Genomic DNA, 20,766 nt, shown 5'->3' on the forward strand with positions numbered 1-20,766 from the left:
CGAGCCGGCTCAGAATCCCGGAGGGCAGCCGACGACGATCTGCCTCATCTCGCCGAGGATCCCGGCCGGAACGCCGATGAGCGCGGCCGCGGCCACCTTGCCAGCGGTCCCCGTGCCGGTCGATTGATAGTATTCCACCGGCTTCCGGAGCATCGGGTGGCGGTCCACGAACGTCACCCGGTTCGGGACGCCCGCGGCGGGGTCCGAGGCCACGATCGACGGATCCATCGCGATCGACTGATTCCGGAGAAATTCCTTGCGGTGGCAACCGGTCGTCATACCAGCCGCCAGCGCAAGCAGCACCATCCCGATTGTCCTCGACGACATGAGATCAGCCCTCCTGAGGGCGATCCACCATCGGAATGGACCGGACGGTCGGTCCGGGCATCGCCCGGGGAAGTATGCCCCTCGGGGGAGCCTCGGGCCAGGACGATCGGCGATCTCCTCGGGCCGGATCGGAGCGATGCTCCGTTCCTGTCGGTCGCGAGGGCGAGGGAGTGCGACTCGGCCCTGACCCGCCCAGGGTCGAGCTAGGGCAGGGGGGTGGCGAAGACGACGCACCAGTACGGTCGGCCGCCCTCATCCTCCCGGCGGGAGGCACCCAGCTCCTCGAAGTCGCCGAGGATGTTCCTCCGATGCCCCGGGCTGTTCATCCAGCCCTCCATGACCTCCTCGACCGTCTCCTGGCCGGAGGCGATGTTCTCACCAACGCTCCGGAACGCATACCCCCGCCGCTCGACGCGATCGGCCGGCGAGGAGCCGTCGTGCCCCTTGTGGCGGAGCCGGCCCAGGGAAACCAGGCCCGAGGAGTGCTCTCGGGCGGCGTCGGCCAGGGTCGGCGACCAGGAGAGCGGCGGCAGGCCCCGGGCGGTTCGGATGGCGTTGTGCCGCTCCAGCAGGGCCGAGCCGAGCGCGTCGGGCCCCGTCTGCCCTCCCCCCAGCCGAATCGGGGTGGCGATTCGCTCCGTTGGAACCCGGGGCGTCCCGGCCGGCGGCTTCGGAAGGCCGCCGCAGGCCATCGGCAGCAACCCCAGCGCGGCCGGGAGGAGGGCGATCCAGGCAAGAGAGGGCGGTCCTGTCGGTCGGGCCGGGAGACGCATCGGGAGCGGTCCTCCAGGTCGGATCGGCTCGGGACTCGGATCCAGCGGCGCCGGGAAGGGCCCGGGGACGGCCGATGGCGCACGATCTCCTCGACTCGAAACCAGGTCAAGCCCGGGACTCGGACGGGCAGGCGGGCGGCCTGGGCTCCCCGTAGAATCGATCGGTCGATCCATCGGTCGGGGTGCCGAGGTCCACCGAAGCGGAGGGGGCAAGCATGACGGCGAGGCCGGGCGGACCGATCGTGGCGATCGATCTGGAGACGACGGGACTGTTCCCGGAATCGGACCGGATCGTCGAGATTGGCGCCGTCCGGTTCGATGCGAACGGAGTGGAATCCGGCCGGTTCGAGCGGCTGGTCCATCCCGGGAGGCCGATGAGCCCCTCGGCCGAGCGGATCCACGGCATCTCCGACGCCATGCTTGCCGGGGCCGACCCCGCGGCGGTCGTTCTCCCCGACTTCCTTCTGTGGCTGGAGGAGGACCCGCCGGGACTGGTCCTGGCGCATCACGCCCGGTTCGATGCCGCGTTTCTCGGGCGGGAGCTGGCCCGACTGGGTCGGCCGCTGCCGGCGTTGGAGGTGTCCGACACCCTGGCCCTGGCCCGCCGCCTGTTTCCCCGGGCCCCGAGCCACCGACTTGAGGTCCTTTGCGAGCAACTGGGGATCGACCCCGGCCCCGCGCACCGGGCGATCGCCGACTGCCTGCGTGTGAAGGGGCTCTGGCTGGCGATCGGAGGCCAGGGCGGCCCGCTCGTTCGTTACCCGATCTTCGATCCGAGCCGGGGAGACACCGCCCCCTCCGGCTGGGAGGCGGTCTCCGAGGCGATCGCCCGGGGGGCCCGGCTCCGGATCCGGTACGCCGGCGGGTCGAGGGGACCGGGGCCCAGGGAGATCGTCCCCCGGCGGTTCTCGCACAAGGGGGGGGCCGCCTACCTCGTGGCGGTGTGCCTGGAAGACGGCTTCGAGAAGGCGTTTCGGCTCGATCGGGTCCGATCGATCGAGGAACTCGGCCCCTCCGGAGCAGGCTCGATCCCCCCCTCGACGGGGCTCCGGCCGGATGCTCCGCTTGAACCGACTCCCCGGGGAGACTAACTTAGGAACTTGAGGCCGCCTCGGCCGACCCGTCGGGCCTGCCCGGGTCGACGGCTGCTTCCGGTCCCCGGTCGGCCGGCCGACGGTCGGGGACGCATCGAATCGCTGCCCGAGGACCGCATGTTCATCGCCACACTGCTGATCCTGTTCGGCGTCGCCGCCCGGCTCAATCCGGACCACGTCCATAACCTCGTGCCGATCGGGGCGATGGCACTCTATGCCGGTGCCCGGCTCCCCCGGGGTTGGGCCTTCGCCGTGCCGGTCGCGATCATGGTGGCGAGCGACTTCGTGCTGGATCGCTACTATTACGCCGAGTACGAGCGGGCGCTGCTCGATCCGTCCCGGCTGGCGGTCTACGGGGCCTACCTCGCGATGGTCCTGCTCGGCCGACAGACCTGCCGGGAGTCGAGGTTCGCCGTGCCGGTGACGATGACGCTGGTCGGCTCGCTCCTGTTCTTCTTCGTCACGAACTTCGCCGCCTGGGCCTCGGGGATGTCGCTCCAGCCCCGGACGCCGACCGGCCTGATCGCCTGCTTCGGCGACGCCGTGCCGTTTTACCGGAACACGATCGCGGCCGACCTGCTCGGCGCCGTCGCTCTCTTCGGGCTCGACGCCCTGCTCCGGCCGGTCCTCGCCTCCCGGCCGGTGGCGACGGCCGGCGTCTCAGCGGAGTGAGCCGCCTGGTGTTCGGCCTTCCGGCCCCGGCCTTGCTCGTCAGTGTTCGGTCGACGGAGGAGGCGAGGGCAGCCGTTCTCGGCGGGGCCTCGGTGATCGACGTGAAGGAACCGGCCCGGGGGCCGCTCGGCTGCGCCGACCCCGGGACTTGGCTCGCCGTCCGAGCCGAGGTCCCTCGGGAGATTCCGGTGACGGTCGCCCTGGGAGAGCTGAGCGACTGGCTCGGCCAGGATCCGCCCCCGGCCTCGGCCTTCGAGGGGATCGCGGCGCGGAAGGTCGGCCTCGCCGGGATGTCGGGCCGGGAGTGGCCTCGGCTCTGGGAGGAGGTCCGTCGGGCGTTCGGCCCCGGACCGCCCTGGGTGGCGGTCGCCTACCTCGACCACGATCGGGCCGGCTCCCCGCCTCCGGCCCAGATTCGAGACCTGGCGAGCACGCTTCCCGGGTGCGTCGGCCTGTTGCTGGACACCTGGGAGAAGGCCGCTCCGGCGGCCCGGCTGGGATTGCCTCCCGGGTGGTTTTCCCCGATCCGGGACTCCGGCCGGTTCGTCGCCCTCGCCGGGGGGATCCGGCCGGAGCAGGTCCCGGCGCTGGCGGCGATCGGCCCCGACGTGGTCGCGGTTCGGGGGGCGGCCTGCGCCGGCGGAGATCGGTTGGGGAGCGTCTCCCCGGATCGGGTCCAGGAACTGGCCGACGCGGTGGCCTCGATCGCCCCGGGAGCGTCCCGGCCCTCCCGGAGTCCCGAGGCGGTGGCGTGCTCAGGGCCCTCCGCGATAGGCTGATGAGGGGCCGGGGGCACCAGGGAGTTCCCCGGCTCGAGGAGCGTTCCGAGGAGTCCGACCACGATGCTGGGACAGCCCGACACCACCCCGTACGACCTGAGGTTTTCTCTGCTCGGGGTGCCGATCCGGGTGCATCCGGCCTTCTGGCTCGTGGGAGTGATCCTGGGCTTCGACCAGACGGACCCGGGGAGGACCCTCGTCTGGGTGGCCGTGCTGTTCGTCTCGATCCTCTGGCACGAGATGGGGCACGCCTTGGCCTCGAAGGGGCTGGGGCTGCGGCCGAGCGTCCTGCTCTACTGGATGGGGGGGCTCTGCTTCAGCGACCGCAACCGCCTGCCGCTGCCCGGCAGGTCCGCGGTCATCCTCGGCGGCCCGGCGGCGGGGCTGGTCCTCGGGCTGGTGACGGCGGCCGTCGGCTTCGCCGGCGCCGGGATGACCCTCACCGACGATCTGGCGCTGTTCGGCCTCGGCTCGGGGGACTCCATCGCGGCGTCCTGGAAGATCGAGAACGAGTACCTGTTCAGCTTCTACCGGAGCATGCTCTTCTTCAACTTCGGCTGGACGCTGGTGAACTTGCTGCCCATCTGGTTCCTGGACGGCGGCCAGTTCCTCGCCGAGCGCCTCTGCCGGCGTCGCCGGTTCGAGGGGATGCGGCAGACGCACATCGTGGGGATGATCACCGCCGGGCTGGTGGCGCTGTGGGCGGCCTCGGAGCAGGACATGTTCCTGGCGATCTTCTTCGGCCTCTTCGCCTTCAACAACTTCCAGCAGCTCCAGGTGTTGCAGCGCGGCCGAGGCGCCGTTGACGATCCGGGAGACTGGTGGCGGGGCGGGCGGTAACGATGGCGATGGGCCCGTCGGGGATCTGGCTGGGGATCGTCGCGGTGCTCCTGGCGCTGGGGGCGGCCTTGTGGCTGGTGGGCCGGGCGGGGCTGGGGCGGGGAGACTTCGAGATCAGGCTCGGCCCGGGAGACCGGGTCGAGGTGCGGGGCCGGGTTCCCCGGTCGAAGGTGCCGGGGATCCGAGGGTTCTTCCGGGAGCAGCCGGGAGGGGTTCCCCGGGGCCGGATTGTCGGCCGGTTCGGGCCGGGGGGGACCCCCGTGCTTCGCTTCTCCGGGGGGATTGGCCCGGGGACCCGGCAGCGGGCCCGGAACTTCCTGATCGATCACCTGCGATGAGCCGCCGCGCCCTTCCAATCGCCGGCCGATTGGCCGAGAATCAATCGCTTCCAGCCCGCGCCGGCCCCTCGGCGTACCGATAGGGATCTGTAGCGACGAGACGATGAGCAAGCGCAAGTCGAAGGCGAACCCCCGTCCCGATCCCTCCCCCTCCCCCGGCGAGCCGCCGGCCGACGGCCGCGCGCTGGCGGTCCCGACCATCGAGGAGGCCGGGCCGTCCCTGCCTGGCCGGATGCCCATCCTCCCCCTGCGGGCCGACGTCGTCTTTCCCCAGACCGTCGTGCCGCTGGTCGTGAATCGGCCGGCCGGCATGAGGCTGATCGATGAGGTCTACGCCGCCGGCGGCGACCGCATCATCGGCCTGGCCACCCAGCGCTCCCCGGAGCTCGACGAGCCCGGTCCCGCCGAGCTGTACCCGACCCTCTGCGTGGGCTCGATCCTCAAGATGCTCAAGTTCCCCGACGGCTCTACCCGGATCGTCTGCCAGGGAATCGCCCGCGCCCGGCTGATCGGTCTGGAGCAGACGGAGCCCTACCTGATCGGTCGGGTCGAGCCGCTGGGAGAGCGGGCCGAGCAGGGGGAGGAACTCGACGCCCTGGTCCACCTGGTCAACGGCCTGTTCAACCGGCTGAGCGAGAACGTGCCGGAGGAGCTCCAGGTCGCGGCCATGAACACCCGAGACCCCGCCCGCCTGGCCGACCTGCTCGGCTCCAGCCTGCCGTTCTCCGTCGAGGAGAAGCAGGCGATGCTCGCCGAGCTTGACGTGAAGGCCCGGCTGATGACCCTCGGCCAGTTCCTCACGCGGCACCTGAACGTGATGGAGCTGTCCACCAAGATTCAGGCCCAGGTCGGCTCCGAGATCACCCGGGCCCAGCGGGAGCACTTCCTCCGCCAGCAGCTCAAGGCCATCCAGGAAGAACTCGGCGAGCGGGAGCCCGAGGCCGCCGAGGCCCGAGAGCTGGAACGCAAGATCCGCCGCGCCAAGCTCCCCCCCGAGGCCCGCGCCGAGGCCCGCCGAGAGATCGACCGCCTGGCCGGCATGCACCCCAGCTCGGCCGAGTACTCCATCGTCCGCACCTATGTCGACTGGCTCGCCAGCCTCCCCTGGGCCCGGTCGAGCACCGACCACCTGGATCTCAAACGCGCCCGCCAGATCCTCGACGAGGACCACTTCGACCTGGAGAAGATCAAGGAGCGCATCCTCGAATACCTCGCCGTCCGCAAGCTGAAGAAGGACATGAAGGGGCCGATCCTCTGCTTCGCCGGCCCCCCCGGCACGGGGAAAACCAGCCTCGGCCGCTCGATCGCCCGCGCCATGGGCCGCGAGTTCGTCCGCATCAGCCTCGGCGGCGTGCACGACGAGGCCGAGATCCGGGGGCACCGCCGCACCTACGTCGCCGCCCTGCCCGGCCGGATCATCCAGGGACTGCGCAAGGCTGGAACGAATAATCCTGTGTTCATGCTCGACGAGGTCGACAAGCTCGGCGCCGACTTCCGGGGCGACCCCTCCGCCGCGCTGCTGGAGGTTCTCGACCCGGAGCAGAACGCGACCTTCCGCGACAACTACCTCGACATTGACTTCGACCTCTCCAAGATCATGTTCATCGCCACGGCGAACATGCTGGAGTCGATCCCCCAACCGCTGCTGGACCGCATGGAGGTCCTGGAGCTGCCCGGCTACGCCGAGGAGGAGAAGGTCCTCATCGCCCAGCGGTTCCTCATCCCCAAGCAGTTGGAGAGCCACGGGCTGACCGAGAAGCACCTGACGATTGGCGACGACGCCGTCCGGCGGATCATCTCCGACTACACCCGGGAGGCCGGCCTGCGCAACCTCGAGCGCGAGTTGGCTGCCATCTGCCGCAAGGTCGCCCGCAAGCGGGCCGAGGGGAAGAAGGGAGCCACCGCCGTCGGGGCCGACGACGTGCCCTCCTTCCTCGGGCCGCCGAAGCACTTCCGAGAGGTCGCCGCTCGCACCGGGGTCCCCGGCGTCGCCACCGGACTGGCCTGGACCCCGACCGGAGGCGAGATCCTCTTCATCGAGGCCACCGGCATGCCCGGCAAGGGGGCGCTGACGCTCACCGGCTTGCTCGGCGAGTCGATGAAGGAGAGCGCCCAGGCCGCCATGAGCTACCTGAAGACCCACGCCCGGCAGCTCGGGATCGATCCGGCTCGGTTCGCCAAGACGGATGTGCATATTCATGTGCCTGCCGGCGCCGTGCCCAAGGACGGCCCCTCGGCCGGCGTCGCCATCGCCTCCGCCCTGATCAGCCTCTTCCGGGACGAGCCGGTGCGCCGCGACCTGGCGATGACTGGCGAGCTGACCCTCACCGGCCGCGTCCTGCCGGTCGGCGGCGTGAAGGAGAAGGTGCTCGGTGCTCGTCGGGCGGGGATCAAGTCGGTTCTGCTCCCCCGCTACAACGAGAAGGATCTTACCGACCTGCCCGAGGAGGTCCGCGAGGATCTCACCTTCCGCGGGGTCGAGTCGCTCGATGACGTGGTCGCCGCCCTCTTCCCGGAGCCCAGGCGCCGGGCCTCCCGGTCGAAGTCGGGGACAAGCCGGGCGGCGCGCGGCTCGAAGTCGAAGGGATCGGGCGTCCCGGGCCGGGCTCCCCGCTGACCCCGGGGCGGGAAGGGATCGGACCGATGGCCCAGGACCCCCTCTGCCTGCTCTGCGTCGAGCCGAGGTTCCCCGGCCGCCTGGGAGCGGTGGCCGACTGGCTCGTTCGCACCCGGGGCTACCGCTGCTGGTTCTACTGCAACGGCGTCGGCCCGCGGGACCACTGGCCTCCCTCCACCGGCCGGGGGCTGGAGGTCGTCCGCTTCGAGGTCGGCGGCGTCGCCCGGGAGCGTTCGGTCCCCTGGACCCGTTCCCTGGAGCGCGGCCTCTGCTACGCCTACGGCGCCTGGGAGGTGCTCGAGGCCCGCCGACCCGGGCCAATCGACGTCGTGCTCGGCCGTTCCCACGGCCTCGGCTCCACGCTCTTCGTCCCCGCCTTCGCGCCGAGGGCCCCGATCGTCAACCTGTTCGACTATTACTACCTCCCCCGCTCGTACGACCTCGCGGACGACCTGGCCCACCGCCTCCCCCCCGACTACGTCCGATGGCGGCAGTCCGCCAACGCCATGGATCTGCTCGACCTGGAGAACGGCGTCCTCCCCTGGACCACCTCCGAATGGCAGCGCGGCCTCTTTCCCCCGGAGTACCGCGACGACTTCTTCGTGCAGCACGACGGCGTCGACCTCCGCCGCTTCCGCGGCGAGCCTCGCCGGGCCGGGAGCCGATCGCGTGCGATCGCCGGCCGATCGGTGCCGGAAGGGGCCCTCGTCGTCAGCTTCATCGCCCCGGAGCCGGATCGCCTCCGGGGGTTCGACCGCTTCCTCTCGCTTTCCAATCGCCTGATCCGGGAACGAGCCGACGTGATCTGCGTCGTCCTCGGCGGCGGCCCGGTGCGCCGGGGCCTGGACGTCGAGCACTTCGGGGCCGATTTCGGCACCCTCGCGCTGCGGGACGACCCTCCCGCCGACCCGGCTCGCCTCTGGATGCTCGGCGCCGTCTCCCCCGAGACGGTCGCCGAGCTGCTCCGGACGACCGACCTCCACGTCTACCCCTCCCGGCCCTTCGTGCCGAGCCGGTCGCTGTTCGAGGCGATGGCCGCCGGGGCCCCGGTCCTGGCCTGGGACGCCGAGCCGGTGCGCGAGGTGCTCGACGACGGCCGAACCGGCCGGATCACCCCCGCCGACGACCCGGAGCGGGCCGCTCTCCTTGCGCTCGATCTCCTCGCCGACGCCGACACCCGCCAGGCGATCGGAGAGGGAGCCGCCGCCGTCTCCCGAGAGCGATTCGACCGAGATCGTTGCCTCTCCCGACTGGCCGGGCTCCTGGACGACCTGGCGAAGCGGTCCTACTCCCCGGCGATCGGGGGGCGGTGATCGCCGATGGATGTCCTGTTCATCCACCAGGCATTCCCGGCCCAGTTCGGCCGGCTGGCGCTGGAGCTGGCCCGGCGGTACGGCTGGCGCTGCCGGTTTTTGGTCGAGTCGCTCTCGGCCTGCCCGACCCCGAGCCGGTCGATGCTGGAAACGCTGGAGATCCACCAGGTCCCGGTTGATCCTCCCCGACCCAGGGGGGGCCTCCCCTGGCCCCAGGTCTTCGGCGGCTGGCTGGAGCAGTGTTCCTCGTACCGCTCCGCCTTCGACCGGCTCGGCCTCCGGTCCGACCTCGTCGTCGCCCACGGCGGCCAGGGGGCGCCGATCGCCTTCCTCCGGGAGGCGGTCAGTGCCCCGATTGTCAACTATTGCGAATATTACTTCCCAACCCGGTTCGCGGATCTCACCTACCGCGTCGATCTCCCTCCCGCCGAGGTCGCGCCGTTCTACCCCCGCTGCATCAACGCCCCGACGCTGATCGCCCTCCAGAACGCCGACGCCGGCTACTCCCCCACCCGGTTCCAGCGCGACTCGTTTCCTGAGCGCTACCACCCGAAGATCGAGGTCCACTTCGACGGCATCGACACCGAGCTGTACCGCCCCCAGCCGGCCGGGGAGCTGATCCTCCCGGACGGACGCCGGATCGGCCCCGGGGAGCGGGTCGTCACCTTCGTCGCCCGAGGGCTGGAGTCGATGCGGGGCTTTGACCTGTTCGTCGCGGTTGCCTCCCGGATCGCTCGGGAGCGATCCGACGTCGTCTTCGTCTGCGCGGGATCGGAGATCACCTATTACGGCTGGGACAATCACCACACCGGAGGGGCCTCGTCCTTCCGATCCTGGGCGATGGAGCGTCTCGATGCCCCGGCCGACCGCTTCGCCTTCCTCGGCCACATCGAGCCGGAGGCCCTGGCGGCCGTGCTCTCCCGGAGCGACCTGCACCTGTTCCCGACGGTGCCGTTCGTGCCGTCGTGGTCGTTCTTCAACGCGATGGCCTGCGCTCGGGTGGTGATCGGCGCCGAGGTCGCCCCGGTGCTCGAGGTGATCGATCCTGGCCGGACCGGGCTGGTCGCTCCGCTGTTCGACACCGACCGCTGGGCCGAGCTGGCGCTGGAGGTGCTTGCCCGCCCCTCGGAGTTCGAGCCGATCGGCCGGGCCGCCGCCGACCTGATCCGGGAGCGGTACAGCCTCGACGCCTGCGTCCCCGACCTGCGAGACTACTTCGAACGGGTTGCCTCCGGGCGCCCCCCCGACTCGTGATTGGGCCGCCGATCGCCACTCCCCGACGGCCCCTCGGATCGAGGCGACGCGCATGGGGATCGACGACGACCTCTCGATCGGCCCGGCGAGCACCGTGCTCGCCCTTTTCGTCATCGGCGTGGCCTTCCTGCTGACCTGGCGTCAGCGGGTCGAGACCAGCCGCCGCCGGGAGCTGGACGACGAGGCCGACCGCCGCTTCTTCGCCCGCCAGGACCGCCGACGCTACCGGGGAGTGGTTCTGCTGGCCCTGCTCGGCCTGGGCATCGGCGTCGGGGGCAACATCGACATCCGAGCCGGCCGGGGAGAGCGGATGGCCTTCATCGCCACCTGGCTCGTGGTCTTGTTGCTGCTGGGCCAGGTGATGTTGCTGGCCGTTCTCGACCTCTGGGCGACCCGACGGTATGCCGATCGCCAGCGCCGGAGGCTCGCCGACGACCGTCGCCGGGCCCTCGAACGCGAGCTGGCGACCCACCGGGAACGGGCCCGTCGCCGTCGCCGGCCGACCGACGCCGACGACGCATCCGGCCCCTGACCGTCGAGCGTCCTGCCGCCGATGCACGTCCTGTTCCTCCATCGCGCCTTCCCGTCGCAGTTCGGCCACCTCGCCGTCGAGCTGTCCGAGCGCTTTGGCTGGCGCTGCTCCTTCCTCGCCGAGGAGATGGGGAGCTGCCCTCCCCCCTCTCCGAAGCTGCTCGAGCAGGTTGACCTCCACCGCCTGCCCCCCGGGCCCGACCTGGGTCGGGGAGTGACGCACTGGATGCGGGCGCATGAGGTCGCCGTCGAGCTCTGCCGCCGCCAGGCCGACTACCTCCGGGGCCGGCCCGACCTGAGGCCCGACCTCATCGTCGGCCATTGCGGCCTCGGCCCGGTCCTGTTCCTGGACGTCGAGATCGACTGCCCGACCATCTCCTACTGCGAATACTACCACCAGCCCCGGATGGGGGATCTGACCTACCGCGTCGACCTCCCTCCCGTCGAGCTCTCTCCGTTCTACCCTCGGTCGATCAACGCGACGACGCTCCTCGGTCTGGTGGCCTGCGACTCGGGCTACTCCGCCACCGAGTCTCAGCGGCGATCGTTCCCCTCGCGGTTCCTTCCCAAGATCGAGGTTCACTTCGACGGCATCGACACCGATCTGTACCGTCCCCGCCCCCGGGGGCCGATGACGATCGCCGGGCGGTCGATCCCCGAGGATGCTCGGGTGATCTCGTACGTCTCCCGGGGGCTGGAGTCGATGCGGGGCTTCGACCTGTTCCTCCAGCTCGCCCGCCGGCTGATGCGCCACCGCCCCGATGTGCTGGCCGTCGTCGCCGGCTCGGAGTGGAGCTACTACGCCTGGGATCGCCTCCACGTCGGCCGCCCGAGCTTCCGAGACTGGGCCCTCGAGCGCTCCCCGGTCGACCCGTCCCGCATCCTCTTCCTCGGCCAGGTCGAGCCCGAGGTCATCGCCCGGCTTCTGTCCCGGAGCGACCTGCACGTCTACCCGACCGTACCGTTTGTGCCGTCGTGGTCCCTCTTCAACGCGATGGCCTGCGGCGCCGTGGTGCTTGGCTCGGACGTCGAGGCCGTCCGGGAGGTGATCGAGCCGGACACGTCCGGCCTGGTCGCGCCGCTGTTCGACCTTGACGCCCAGTTCGACCTCGCTCGCCGGGTGCTCGACGATCCGGCCGCCTTCTCCCCGATCGGCCGGGCGGCCCGGGAGCGGATCGAGCAGCGGTACTCGCTTGATGTCTGCATCCCTCGGCTTCGGGACTACTTTGAACGAGTCGCCTCTGAGGGGGCTCGACCGGGTTGACCGATTCCGGTGGGGCCCGCGCCCATTCGATTCCCCCCCCCCGCTCAAAACGCCGAGGCGAGCATCGCCAGCACCAGCGCCAGCAGGTTGACCGCCGCGCCGACAAACACCGGGGTCGGCGTCCGACAGTGCTTCAGATGAGCGACCAACCAGCCAGCCAGAGCGATTCCCAGCCCGAGCAAGGCCGGTCCGAAGGGGGGAGCCCCGCCGTCGGACGTCGCCAGATCCTGCCCCACTGTCTGGGCATACAGGGCCTGCGCCCGCAGGAAGACCAGCTCGAATCCCCAGAGGATTGACAGGATCACGCCGAGCAACGCCGACGTCTGGCCGAGGATCCAGGAAACGTAACTGATTTTCCCTTCTAAAGTTGTGCTTTTCATTGTGGGCTCCTTTCCGCAGGGCCGCGGCGGTCGGTCGCGGCCCCGGAGCCGAGCACTCAGCCGAGCCGCTCCTGGCCGCAGCGATCGCGGATCACAAGAAGGTCCCTCCACGGTCCATCCCATTCCCGGGGGTGCTTCTCTCCTGATTATTCGCCACCGAGGGCCGGTTGTGCGGCGAAATCACCCGAATCGCGACGACCCCCGCCGGAATCGGCTCGACCGGCTTGGCCTTCGGCGACGATCGGGGGCACGATCCCGAGGAGCTCGGGTCGGAATTGTGTTGGTCCCATGGCGAGGGACTCTGTATAACCAAAGATGAACCTTCGCCCGGGTCGTGCGCGCCGAATCCCTCCGGGCGAGCCCTCCCCGGGATCATCCCGCCGAAGCAACCCGGTTGAGCCGCCGCCGGCCGAGGCGCCGGTCGCCGCTCCCGGGACTCCGGAGTTCCGGGAGCCGGATCGAGCCGCTGAGGAGACCGCCGACATGAGACGATGGTTCGGGCACCTGATGCCGGTCTCGGCCTTCATGCTCTCCCTGATCCCTGCCGCAACGGCCCCCGGGGCCGACGAGCCCGAGGCGTCGGGCTCCCCAGGCGACGCGAAGGTCAGTTACCACCAGCAGATTCGTCCCATCTTCATGGCCCGGTGCCAGGGCTGCCACCAGCCGGCCAAGGCCGGTGGCAAGTTCGTCATGACCGACTTCGCCCGCCTGCTCGCGGGCGGAGAGTCGGAGATCCCGGCCATCGTCCCCGGCCACCCGGAGGAGAGCTACCTGCTCGACCAGGTCACTCCGGTCGACGGCGAGGCCCTCATGCCTCAGGACGGCCCTCCGCTGGACGATTCCGAGATCGAGCTGATCCGACGCTGGATCGCCGAGGGGGCTGTGGACGACTCCCCCGAGGGGGAGGGGGTCCGCTACAGCTCGGACAACCCGCCCGTCTACGTCCGCCCGCCGGTCATCTCCTCGATCGATGTCGCTCCCGACGGACAGACCATCGCCGTCTCCGGCTTCAACGAGGTCCTGCTCCTCTCGGCCGACGGCTCCGAGCGCAAGGCCCGCCTCATCGGCATGTCGGAGCGGATCGAGTCGGTCGCCTTCAGCCCCGACGGCTCGAAGCTCGCCGTCACCGGCGGCAACCCCGGCCGGATGGGGGAGGTGCAGATCTGGGAGGTCGCGTCGGGCCGCCTGCTCCGCTCGGTCCCCGTGACCTACGACACCGTCTACGGCGCGAGCTGGTCCCCCGACGGCACCAAGGTCGCCTTCGGCTGCGCCGACAACACCGTCCGCGCCATCGACGTGGAAACCGGTGAGCAGGTTCTCTTTCTCCTCGCTCACGAGGACTGGGCCCTCGACACCATCTTCTCGGCCGACGGCTCGCACCTGGTTTCCGTCGGGCGGGACATGGCCGTGAAGCTCGTGGAGGTCGACACCCAGCGGTTCGTCGACAACATCACCTCGATCACCCCTGGTGCCCTCAAGGGCGGGGTCCACTCCGTCGCCCGGCACCCGAGCCGGGACGAGATCGTCGTCGGCGGGGCCGACGGCGTGCCCAAGCTCTACCGGATCGAGCGGCTGACCAAGCGGGTCATTGGCGACGACGGCAACCTGATCCGGGAGTTCCCCGCGCTGAAGGGCCGCATCTTCGCCGTCGCCGTCAGCCCCGACGGCTCGAAGATCGCCGCGGCCAGCAGCCTCGATAACGCCGGCGAGGTCGCCGTCTTCAATTACGACTTCGACACCAGCCTGCCGGACGAGATCAAGGCGATCAACGAGAAGGTCGTCACCACCCGGTCGGCCGAGGAGGCCGCCAAGCTCGACGCCTACCACAAGGAGGGGGTCAAGGAGCTGGCCCGTGTCTCGATCCCCGAGACCGGCCTCTACGCCCTCGCGTTCCGGCCCGACGGGATGCTGCTGGCCTCCGGAGGAGACGGCGTCGTCCGGGTGATCGACCCGACGACCGGGGCCATCGCCGCCACCTTCTCCCCGGCGCCGCTCGATGAAGGCTCGGCCGAGGTCGCCGACGCCAACCGGCCGGTCACTCCCCGGGCGGTCGAGGCCGACTCCTCGGCCGAGGTCGCCGAGGCCGACCGCCTCCCCGAGGGGGCCGAGCTCGTCGAACTGGCCGTCTCCCCCGCCGAAGTCCGTCTGACCAATCCGTTCGACTCCGTCCAAGTCGTCGTCTCCGGCACGCTCGCCAGCGGAGAGGTGGTCGACCTGACCCGGACGGCCGAGCTCTCCCTCTCCAGCCCCGTGGCCGCCGTTTCCCGATCCGGGTTCGTCACCCCGAGAACCGACGGGTCCGCGCTCCTGGAGATCCGCCTCGCCGGGCAGTCGGCCAGCGTGCCAGTTGTCGTGCAGGGGCTCTCCGGCACCTTCGAGGTCGACTTCGTCCGGGACGTCAACCCGGTCCTCTCCCGCCTCGGCTGCAACGCCGGCACCTGCCACGGCGCCCAGGCGGGCAAGAACGGCTTCAAGCTCTCGCTTCGGGGCTACGACCCGATCTTCGACATCCGCTCCCTAACCGACGACCACGCCGCCCGTCGCGTGAACCTCGCCTCGCCGGATGACAGCCTGATGCTGCTCAAGCCGGCCGGCATCGTCCCGCACGAGGGAGGCGTGTTGATGAGCCCCGACGATCCGTACTACCGGATCGTCCGCGACTGGATCGCCGCCGGTGCCCGACTCGAGCTGGACACCCCTCGCGTGGCCTCGATTGAGGTCCTGCCGGCCAAGCCGGTGATCGGTCGGGTCGGCGCCCGGCAGCAGATGCGAGTGGTCGCCACCTACGCCGACGGCTCCTCCCGAGACGTGACCCGAGACGCCTTCATCGAAAGCGGGAACACCGAGGTTGCCGCCGCCGGCGACCGCGGGCTCATCTCCGCCGCCCGTCGCGGCGAGGCTCCGATCCTCGCCCGCTTCGAGGGGGCCTACGCCGCCACGACCCTCACCGTCATGGGCGACCGCGAGGGCTTCGCCTGGGTCGAGCCCGAGATGTACAACCCGATCGACCGGCTCGTCGCCCGCAAGTGGGAGCGGATGAAGATCCTCCCCTCCGGCCTCTGCACCGACTCGGAATTCATCCGCCGCGTGTTCCTCGACCTGACGGGACTTCCCCCCTCGGCCGAGGAGGTCACCGCCTTCCTCGAGGACCCGAGGCCGACCCGCGCCAAGCGCGAGGCGCTGGTCGACCGCCTGATCGGCTCCGATGCGTTCGTCGAGTACTGGACGAACAAGTGGGCGGATCTCCTCCAGGTGAACGCCAAGTTCCTGGGCCAGGAGGGAGCCACCGCCTTCCGAGGCTGGATCCGGGAGCAGGTGGCGGCGAACACCCCGTATGACGAGTTTGTCCGGAAGGTGCTCACCGCCAGCGGCTCGAACCGGGAGAACCCGGCGGCGTCGTACTACAAGATCCTCCGCTCCCCGGCGGAGACGATGGAGAACACGACGCACCTGTTCCTCGGCGTCCGGTTCAACTGCAACAAGTGCCACGACCACCCGTTCGAGCGCTGGACCCAGGACCAGTACTACGAGACGGCCGCCTACTTCGCCCGCGTCGACCTGAAGCCCGACCCCGAGAGCGGCGACCGCCGCATCGGCGGCACCGCCGTCGAGGGGGCCAAGCCGCTGTACGAGATCGTCGCCGACGCGGAGCAGGGGGAGATCACCCACGAGCGCACCGGGGAGGTCACCCCCCCCGAATTCCCGTTCGAGGCCGAGTACCAGGTCCCCGAGGGGGCGTCCCGCCGCGTGGAACTGGCCGCCTGGATCACCTCTCCCGACAACCCGTACTTCGCCCGCAGCTACGCCAACCGGATCTGGGGCTACCTGATGGGCGTCGGCCTCATCGAACCGCTCGATGACATCCGCGCCGGCAACCCGCCGACCAACCCCGAACTGCTCGACTACCTGACCGAGCAGTTCGTCTCCAGCGGCTTCGACGTCCGCCACCTGATGCGGCTGATCGCCACCTCCCGGACGTATCAGCTCTCGGTCGAGACGAACGAGTGGAACGCCGACGACGCGATCAACTACTCCCATGCCCTGCCCAAGCGGCTGCCGGCCGAAGTGCTGTATGACTCCATCTTCAAGGTCGCCGGCTCGATCCCGAGGATCCCCGGCGTTCCCGACGGCACCCGCGCCGCCGCCTTGCCCGACTCGGGGATCGACCTGCCCAGCGGCTTCCTCACCACCTTCGGCCGCCCGGCTCGCGAGAGCGCCTGCGAGTGCGAGCGCTCCGACGACCTGCAGCTCGGCCCCATCATGGCCCTCGTCAGCGGCCCCACCGTGGCCGAGGCCATCGGCGACCCCAACAACGCGATCGCCGCGCTGTCCCGAGAGCTGGAGGGGAACGCCGCGCTGATCAACCAACTGTTCCTCCGCATCCTCAACCGCCCCGCCCGTATCGAGGAGATCGACGCCTGCCTGGAGGTCTTCGACCAGATCGAGGCCGACCACCAGGCCCTCGTCGCCGCCCTGGCCCGGCGCGAGGCCGAGGTCGCCGCGCTGATGCCCCAGTGGGAGCTCGAGCGCGAGGAGGCCATCGCCCAGGCGAAGCAGGCCCTGGCCTCCTACGAGGCCGAGATCGCGCCGACGCTCGCCGAACGGGAGCGGCAGCGCCAGCAGGCGATCGCCGCCGCCGAGGCCGACCTCTCCTCCTACGAGGAAAACGACCTGGCGAAGAAGATCGCCGATTGGGCCGCCGAGCAGGCCCAGCACCTCGTCCCCTGGCAGCCGCTGGAGGCCCGACGGCTGACCGCCTCGAACGGCTCTACCCTGGAGCAGCGCGACGATCGCTCGATCGTCGCCACCGGCGACAAGAACGGCCAGGGCGTCTACACGATCGTCGCGGAGACCGAGGCGACCGGCGTCCACGCCCTCCGACTCGAGGTGCTGACCGATCCCGACCTCCCGAGCCGGGGCCCCGGCCGAGCGAAGGACGGCAACTTCGTGCTCAACGAGATCGAGGTCTTCGCCGCCCCGCTGACCGACCCGACCCAGGTCCGCAAACTCACGTTGACCAACCCTCTGGCCGACTTTAACCAGGACAACTTCCCCATCGCCGCGGCGATCGACGGCAATACCAAGGACCCCGCCCAGGGCTGGGCCATCTCCCCCTCCTCCGGCGTCCCTCACTGGGCGACCTTCCAGCTTGCCGAACCGCTCGACTTCCCCGGCGGCACGCTGCTGACGGTCAAGATGACCCAAAACTATCAGAGCAAGGAGCACTCGATCGGCCGCTTCCGACTGTCGCTGTCGACCCAGGCCGAGCCGGTCGGGCTGAGCCTCACCGAGGAGCTCGCCGCGATCGTCTCCTCGAGCGACAGCGAGTGGACCGACGAGCAACGCTCGGCGGTGGTCGCCTACTTCAAGGCCACCGACGGGCCCTACCGCCAGAAGCAGGCCGCTCTGGCCGCGGCGAAGACTCCCCTGCCCGAGGATCCCAAGCTCGTCCAGCTCCGCCAGCGGCTCGCCGAGGCCGAGCAACCGATCCCCGAGGACCCAACCCTCGCCCGGCTCCGAGCCGACCTGGCCATGAGCGCCAACCAGATCGAATCCCGGCGGCTGACCGCCGCGCAGGACATCGCCTGGGCCCTCATCAATAGCCCGGCGTTCCTGTTCAACCATTGATTGGACTCGAGGCGACCGACCGACCCGACCCGACTCGACTCGACCGGAATCCACCGGCTCCCGACGAAAGGGGGATCGCGATGCTGTTCGTTCCCGGCCCCAGCGGCAAGGACCTCTGCGACCGTCACCTGGGCAGCACCCGACGCGACATCCTCCGCGTCGGGGCCTCCGGCCTGTTCGGCATGTCGCTCGGCGCGATGCTCCAGATGCAGGCCGCCTCCGCGGCCGACGGCAACCGCCTCGGCGCCCCCGGCTGGGGACGGGCCAAGAGCATCATCCTCGTCTACCTCCAGGGCGGCCCCAGCCACCTGGACCTCTGGGACCCGAAGGATGACGCCCCCGAGAAGGTCCGCAGTGCCTTCAACTCCATCCCCACCAAGGTCCCCGGCATCCGGGTCGTCGAGACGCTGCCGAAGCTCGCCGAGATCACGGACAAGTTCACCTTCATCCGCTCGATGAGCTACACGCCCAACGGGCTGTTCAACCACACGGCCGCCATCTACCAGATGATGACCGGCTACACGACCGACAAGGTCAGCCCCTCCGGCCAGCTCGAACCCCCCAGCCCGAAAGACTTCCCCAACTTCGGCTCGAACATCATCCGGCTCCAGCCGCCGAACGTGCCGATGCTGCCGTTCGTCATGCTCCCCCGTCCGTTGCAGGAGTCGAACGTCGTCGGGAAGGGCGGCACCGCCGGCTTCCTCGGCAAGGCGTTCGACCCCTACACCCTCTACCCCGAGGGTGACGACATGGACATGGACAAGATGAGCCGGATCAAGGTCGACGACCTCCAGCTCCGCCCGGAAGTCTTCGCCCTCCGCCTCCAGCGCCGAGCCCGCCTGCGCGACGCCCTCAACGACGCCATGCCCGTGCTCGATGAGTCCGTCTCCTCCTACAACCTGAACGAGTACTACGACCGCGCCCTGAGCCTCGTCGTCTCCGGCCGAGCCCGGGAGGCCTTCGACCTCTCCCAGGAGAAGCCCGCCCTCCGCGACCGCTACGGCCGCAACACCTTCGGCCAGTCCTGCCTGCTCGCCCGTCGCCTGGTCGAGGCCGGCACCCGCGTCGTGGAGGTCATCTGGCCCAAGGTTGCCAACAGCGACAACCACTCCTGGGACCACCACGTCGACCTGACCAACCGCATGCGGGACAAGTCCGCCCCCATGCTGGATCAGGGGCTCTACGGCCTCCTCTCCGACATGGACGAGCGCGGTCTGCTGGAGGAAACCCTGGTCGTCGCCGTCGGCGAATTCGGCCGCAGCCCGCAGAAGGGGGTCAGCACCTCCGGCAACGGCAACAGCGCCGACGGCCGCGACCACTGGCCCTACTGCTACACCGCCCTGATCGCCGGCGCCGGCATCCGTCGCGGCCACCTCCACGGCCAGTCCGACAAGACCGGCTCCGCCCCGGTCGACGACCCCGTCCACCCCGGCCAACTGCTGGCGACCATCTACCACAGCTTCGGTATCGCCCCGGACACCATCGTCTACAACCACCTCAACCAGCCCCGAGAGCTGGTCAAGGCCGAGGCCGTCACCGCACTGTTCGGCTGAGGTGTTGGGGCGAAGAGACGATCTCGCGCAGCGTTGCGGAGCCGCAACGAAAGAGGAGAAGGAGACGAGGGAGATGGTCCTCTCCTGTCTCCCCATCTCCCCGCGGCTTTGTGACTCCGCGCGAGATCTTCTGTATGATGGGGAAAATGGTCGCTTCTCCCTCGAACGCCCCGCTCCGAGCCTCATCGTGAAGATCAAGTGCCGGCCCGAAGACTTCCGGGTCGAGGAGCTTCCCACCGTCGCGCCCCGCGACCGGGGCCGGTTCGTCCTCTACCGCCTGACCAAGCGCGGTCTCGGCACCCCCGAGGCGATCGAGGCCATCCGACGCCGCTGGGACCTCCCCCCCGATGCCGTCCGCCACGGCGGCCTGAAGGACCGCCACGCGCTGACTGTCCAGTACCTCACGATCTTCCAGGGGCCCGAACGCTCGCTGCACCAGGAACACCTGGATCTGGAGCCGGTCGGTCGCGTCGATCAGCCCTATGCCCCCTCCGGCTTTCGGGGGAACCGCTTCACGATCGTCCTCCGAGACCTGTCCGACGCCGAGGCCGCCGCCGCGCTGAAGGCCGCCGGTGAGATCCCTCGGGACGGCATCCCGAACTACTTCGACGACCAGCGCTTCGGCTCCGTCGGACCGAGTGGCGACCTGATCGGCCGGGCCTGGATCGCTGGCGACCACGAGCGGGCCCTCTGGCTCGCCCTCGCCGAGCCGAACGACTCCGATCGCCCCGGCGATGCTCGGCGGAAGGCCCTCCTCCGCGACCTCTGGGGCCGCTGGACCGAGGCCAAGGCCGCCCTCGACCGCTCCCATGCCCGGAGCATCATCACCTACCTCGACGACCACCCCACCGACTTCCGGGGCGCCTTCGCCCGCCTCCGCCGCGACCTCCGTTCGATCTACTTCTCCGCCTATCAGAGCCACCTCTGGAACCTGATCCTCGGCCGGTTCATCGAACACCTCACCCGTCCCGACCAGCGCATCCCCTACGCCTTCCGCACCGCCGAGCTGCCCATCCCCGTCGGCCTCGACCCCGACCAGGCCGACCGCCTCGCCTCCACCCGTCTGCCGCTGCCCGCCTCCCGGACCCCCCTGGGCTCGGACGAGGTTTCCGAGCTAGCCCGGTCGGTTGTCTCCGAACTGGGGATCGCCTGGGAGGATCTCCGCGTCCGGCACCTCAAGGACGTTTTCCTGTCCAAGGGGGACCGCGCCGCCCTGTTCCGGCCCTCCGGATGGGATCAATCGGAGCTTGTCGCAGACGACCTCTACCCGGGCCACAAGAGGCTGGAGCTGGCGTTCGAGCTGCCCCGAGGGGCCTATGCCACCCTGATCGTCAAGCGGCTGACCGACGCGGCGTCGCGCCCCGCCGTTGGGATCGAAGGTCGTTGATCGCCCGCTCCGCGGC

At 70.2% G+C, this 20,766-nt stretch carries 16 protein-coding genes; 13 read left to right on the forward strand and 3 right to left on the reverse strand.

Going from position 1 to position 20,766, the window contains the following annotated elements:
• Positions 1-9: 9 nt before the first annotated feature.
• Together TsocGM_RS20550 and TsocGM_RS20555 are read right to left on the reverse strand one after the other, a co-directional pair.
• Positions 10-327: a hypothetical protein gene (locus TsocGM_RS20550; RefSeq protein ID WP_126727343.1), complete on the reverse strand. Its 318-nt coding sequence runs from the start codon at positions 325-327 to the stop codon at positions 10-12.
• A gap of 203 nt (positions 328-530) precedes the next feature.
• Positions 531-1,100: a CAP domain-containing protein gene (locus TsocGM_RS20555; RefSeq protein WP_158633666.1), complete on the reverse strand. Its 570-nt coding sequence runs from the start codon at positions 1,098-1,100 to the stop codon at positions 531-533.
• Positions 1,101-1,315: 215 nt separating this feature from the next.
• Here TsocGM_RS20555 and TsocGM_RS20560 point away from each other — a divergent pair, with 215 nt between their 5' ends.
• The 10 genes from TsocGM_RS20560 (at position 1,316) to TsocGM_RS20600 (ending at position 11,802) form a co-directional block, all read left to right on the forward strand.
• A complete protein-coding gene (locus TsocGM_RS20560) occupies positions 1,316-2,191 on the forward strand; it encodes an exonuclease domain-containing protein (RefSeq protein ID WP_126727345.1) in 876 nt (291 codons plus the stop codon).
• 120 nt (positions 2,192-2,311) lie between these two features.
• Entirely contained in the window at positions 2,312-2,866 is a 555-nt protein-coding gene (locus TsocGM_RS26210; protein ID WP_158633667.1) for a DUF6580 family putative transport protein, read from the forward strand.
• A gap of 8 nt (positions 2,867-2,874) precedes the next feature.
• The gene (locus TsocGM_RS26215; protein WP_158633668.1) at positions 2,875-3,645 is read left to right on the forward strand and encodes a (5-formylfuran-3-yl)methyl phosphate synthase; all 771 of its coding nucleotides are present in this window, start codon (positions 2,875-2,877) and stop codon (positions 3,643-3,645) included.
• A 63-nt stretch (positions 3,646-3,708) separates the two neighbouring features.
• Positions 3,709-4,485, forward strand: coding sequence for a site-2 protease family protein (locus TsocGM_RS27700; RefSeq protein WP_126727346.1), 777 nt, complete (start codon positions 3,709-3,711; stop codon positions 4,483-4,485).
• A gap of 2 nt (positions 4,486-4,487) precedes the next feature.
• Complete coding sequence (locus TsocGM_RS27705; protein WP_126727347.1) at positions 4,488-4,823, forward strand: hypothetical protein; 336 nt, start codon at positions 4,488-4,490, stop codon at positions 4,821-4,823.
• A 103-nt stretch (positions 4,824-4,926) separates the two neighbouring features.
• Positions 4,927-7,440: an endopeptidase La gene (gene lon / locus TsocGM_RS20580; protein ID WP_126727348.1), complete on the forward strand. Its 2,514-nt coding sequence runs from the start codon at positions 4,927-4,929 to the stop codon at positions 7,438-7,440.
• 26 nt (positions 7,441-7,466) lie between these two features.
• Positions 7,467-8,753, forward strand: a complete 1,287-nt coding sequence (locus TsocGM_RS20585; RefSeq protein ID WP_126727349.1) for a glycosyltransferase — start codon at positions 7,467-7,469, stop codon at positions 8,751-8,753.
• Between the two features lie 6 nt (positions 8,754-8,759).
• On the forward strand, positions 8,760-10,007 hold the full coding sequence (locus tag TsocGM_RS20590) for a glycosyltransferase (protein ID WP_126727350.1): 1,248 nt from the start codon (positions 8,760-8,762) through the stop codon (positions 10,005-10,007).
• A gap of 52 nt (positions 10,008-10,059) precedes the next feature.
• Positions 10,060-10,539: a hypothetical protein gene (locus TsocGM_RS20595; RefSeq protein ID WP_126727351.1), complete on the forward strand. Its 480-nt coding sequence runs from the start codon at positions 10,060-10,062 to the stop codon at positions 10,537-10,539.
• 21 nt (positions 10,540-10,560) lie between these two features.
• Complete coding sequence (locus tag TsocGM_RS20600; RefSeq protein WP_126727352.1) at positions 10,561-11,802, forward strand: glycosyltransferase; 1,242 nt, start codon at positions 10,561-10,563, stop codon at positions 11,800-11,802.
• A gap of 44 nt (positions 11,803-11,846) precedes the next feature.
• Here the strand turns inward: TsocGM_RS20600 and TsocGM_RS20605 are convergent, their stop codons facing one another.
• Positions 11,847-12,182, reverse strand: a complete 336-nt coding sequence (locus tag TsocGM_RS20605; protein ID WP_126727353.1) for a hypothetical protein — start codon at positions 12,180-12,182, stop codon at positions 11,847-11,849.
• A gap of 483 nt (positions 12,183-12,665) precedes the next feature.
• On the opposite strand from TsocGM_RS20605, the gene TsocGM_RS20610 reads away from it, so the two are divergent.
• From TsocGM_RS20610 to truD, 3 genes are all read left to right on the forward strand, one after another.
• Positions 12,666-17,810 (forward strand): DUF1549 domain-containing protein, encoded by a 5,145-nt coding sequence (locus TsocGM_RS20610; RefSeq protein ID WP_199756849.1) that lies wholly within the window; start codon positions 12,666-12,668, stop codon positions 17,808-17,810.
• 80 nt (positions 17,811-17,890) lie between these two features.
• On the forward strand, positions 17,891-19,363 hold the full coding sequence (locus tag TsocGM_RS20615; RefSeq protein ID WP_126727354.1) for a DUF1501 domain-containing protein: 1,473 nt from the start codon (positions 17,891-17,893) through the stop codon (positions 19,361-19,363).
• 187 nt (positions 19,364-19,550) lie between these two features.
• Positions 19,551-20,750 carry a tRNA pseudouridine(13) synthase TruD gene (truD, locus tag TsocGM_RS20620; protein ID WP_233579063.1) on the forward strand — a complete coding sequence of 400 codons (1,200 nt, stop codon included), beginning with the start codon at positions 19,551-19,553 and terminating at the stop codon, positions 20,748-20,750.
• The last annotated feature ends 16 nt before the right edge of the window (positions 20,751-20,766 follow it).

The organism is Tautonia sociabilis, assembly GCF_003977685.1.
GTDB classification, from domain to species: domain Bacteria; phylum Planctomycetota; class Planctomycetia; order Isosphaerales; family Isosphaeraceae; genus Tautonia; species Tautonia sociabilis.

Bases quoted from the DNA above. Each gene is read 5' to 3' on its own strand.
- TsocGM_RS20550 (WP_126727343.1), bottom strand. From the start codon at position 327: ATGTCGTCGAGGACAATCGGGATGGTGCTGCTTGCGCTGGCGGCTGGT.
- TsocGM_RS20555 (WP_158633666.1), bottom strand. From the start codon at position 1,100: ATGCGTCTCCCGGCCCGACCGACAGGACCGCCCTCTCTTGCCTGGATC.
- TsocGM_RS20560 (WP_126727345.1), top strand. From the start codon at position 1,316: ATGACGGCGAGGCCGGGCGGACCGATCGTGGCGATCGATCTGGAGACG.
- TsocGM_RS26210 (WP_158633667.1), top strand. From the start codon at position 2,312: ATGTTCATCGCCACACTGCTGATCCTGTTCGGCGTCGCCGCCCGGCTC.
- TsocGM_RS27700 (WP_126727346.1), top strand. From the start codon at position 3,709: ATGCTGGGACAGCCCGACACCACCCCGTACGACCTGAGGTTTTCTCTG.
- TsocGM_RS27705 (WP_126727347.1), top strand. From the start codon at position 4,488: ATGGCGATGGGCCCGTCGGGGATCTGGCTGGGGATCGTCGCGGTGCTC.
- lon (WP_126727348.1), top strand. From the start codon at position 4,927: ATGAGCAAGCGCAAGTCGAAGGCGAACCCCCGTCCCGATCCCTCCCCC.
- TsocGM_RS20585 (WP_126727349.1), top strand. From the start codon at position 7,467: ATGGCCCAGGACCCCCTCTGCCTGCTCTGCGTCGAGCCGAGGTTCCCC.
- TsocGM_RS20590 (WP_126727350.1), top strand. From the start codon at position 8,760: ATGGATGTCCTGTTCATCCACCAGGCATTCCCGGCCCAGTTCGGCCGG.
- TsocGM_RS20595 (WP_126727351.1), top strand. From the start codon at position 10,060: ATGGGGATCGACGACGACCTCTCGATCGGCCCGGCGAGCACCGTGCTC.
- TsocGM_RS20600 (WP_126727352.1), top strand. From the start codon at position 10,561: ATGCACGTCCTGTTCCTCCATCGCGCCTTCCCGTCGCAGTTCGGCCAC.
- TsocGM_RS20605 (WP_126727353.1), bottom strand. From the start codon at position 12,182: ATGAAAAGCACAACTTTAGAAGGGAAAATCAGTTACGTTTCCTGGATC.
- TsocGM_RS20610 (WP_199756849.1), top strand. From the start codon at position 12,666: ATGAGACGATGGTTCGGGCACCTGATGCCGGTCTCGGCCTTCATGCTC.
- TsocGM_RS20615 (WP_126727354.1), top strand. From the start codon at position 17,891: ATGCTGTTCGTTCCCGGCCCCAGCGGCAAGGACCTCTGCGACCGTCAC.